At 69.1% G+C, this 1,155-nt stretch carries 3 protein-coding genes; 1 reads left to right on the top strand and 2 read right to left on the bottom strand.

Translation table 11 applies throughout. From position 1 onward, the window contains the following. A partial coding sequence (locus VXC91_RS45885; RefSeq protein WP_329513251.1) for a SpoIIE family protein phosphatase occupies window positions 1-251 on the top strand: 251 nt, incomplete at its 5' end. On the opposite strand, the gene VXC91_RS47405 is transcribed toward VXC91_RS45885, so the two are convergent. Continuing rightward, window positions 189-764, bottom strand: a complete 576-nt coding sequence (locus VXC91_RS47405; protein ID WP_345127436.1) for a PP2C family protein-serine/threonine phosphatase — start codon at window positions 762-764, stop codon at window positions 189-191. The genes VXC91_RS45885 and VXC91_RS47405 overlap by 63 nt on opposite strands. A 40-nt stretch (window positions 765-804) precedes the next feature. Further along, window positions 805-1,092, bottom strand: a complete 288-nt coding sequence (locus tag VXC91_RS47400) for a PAS domain S-box protein (protein ID WP_345127438.1) — start codon at window positions 1,090-1,092, stop codon at window positions 805-807. Window positions 1,093-1,155 lie beyond the last annotated feature (63 nt).

The following is a 1,155-nucleotide window of genomic DNA, read 5'->3' as shown; positions in this document are numbered from 1 at the left end:
CCCCCTACCAGGTCGACACCGTCCCCTTCACCGTCGGCGATCGACTGCTGCTCTACACCGACGGCGTCAGCGAGAGTCGCGACCTCACCGGGACCTTCTACCCCCTCAGCCAGCGCATCCGCCGATGGTCCTTGGCCACGCCCCGCCAGCTCCTCACCCACCTCCACCATGACTTGCGCGCCTACGTCTCAGGCGCCCTCGACGACGACCTCACGGCTCTGGTTACCCATCGTGTCGCACCGGGCGACTGAGGGCAGAGGGCTGCGAGGACGGTGGCGAACGCCCCCTGGAGCGACGCTCCTTGGAGCAGCGGTCCTTGTAGGGCACGGTGTCGCAGCACGAATCGTTGACGCCCAGCGGTACACCGACCGCTGCCTGCAGCCGGTGGGCGGGCCTGCCAGGGGACAGGGCGATGACCGGCAGGTGGCCGAGCACAGGGTGACCTTGTGGATGCTCTGGTCTATCACCAGGTAGGCGCAGGTGGCGAGCTGATCCGCCAGGTCGCTGACGAACGCGTCCAGCCCGGTGATGAGTCCGCTGGGTGGCATGCCCGTGCGGGCCAGCGCGTGGGAGGCTGCGTGCAGTTGGCCCTTGACGGCTGCCGCCTTCAGGCCGCGGCCCATCACGTCGCCGACGACGATGCCAGTGCGGTTCCGGTCCAGGGGAATGATGTCGAACCAGTCGCCGCCGACTCCGGGGTCCTGGACGGACGCCAGGTACCGGTGCGCGCTGGGCAGGCCGGGAAGACGAGGCGGCCCGCCCATGAGACTGTGCTGCAGGGTGTAGGCGACGCGTCGGTGCTCCTCATAGCGCTCGGCGCGTTCGGCCGGCCTGCCTGCGTTCGCTGATGTCCCGTCCGGTCAGGAACACCAGCGTCTGCTCTCCTGCCTGGAGGCTGTTGATGGTCACCTCGATGGGGAACTCACCGCTGTCGCTGTGCTGCCCGTACAGTCTCCTGTCCAGGACGATCGGCTTCGGGTCTGCCTGGCGTAGGCAGGCGCGGAGGAGCGCCCCGTGGCGTCGGCGTCGCGGGGCGGCCACGAGATCGATGACCTGAATGCCGACGAGGTCGTCCGGTGCATGGCCGAACAATCGACCGCCTACGGTACGACCGTCACCGGCCAGCGCCCCGCCTTCACCAGCCGGATCGCGACT

It is taken from the genome of Streptomyces chiangmaiensis, from assembly GCF_036281785.1.
In the GTDB taxonomy this organism is placed as follows: domain Bacteria; phylum Actinomycetota; class Actinomycetes; order Streptomycetales; family Streptomycetaceae; genus Streptomyces; species Streptomyces chiangmaiensis.
The sequence above is the reverse complement of the archived record's forward strand: the minus strand, read 5'-3'. Positions and strand labels throughout refer to the sequence as shown.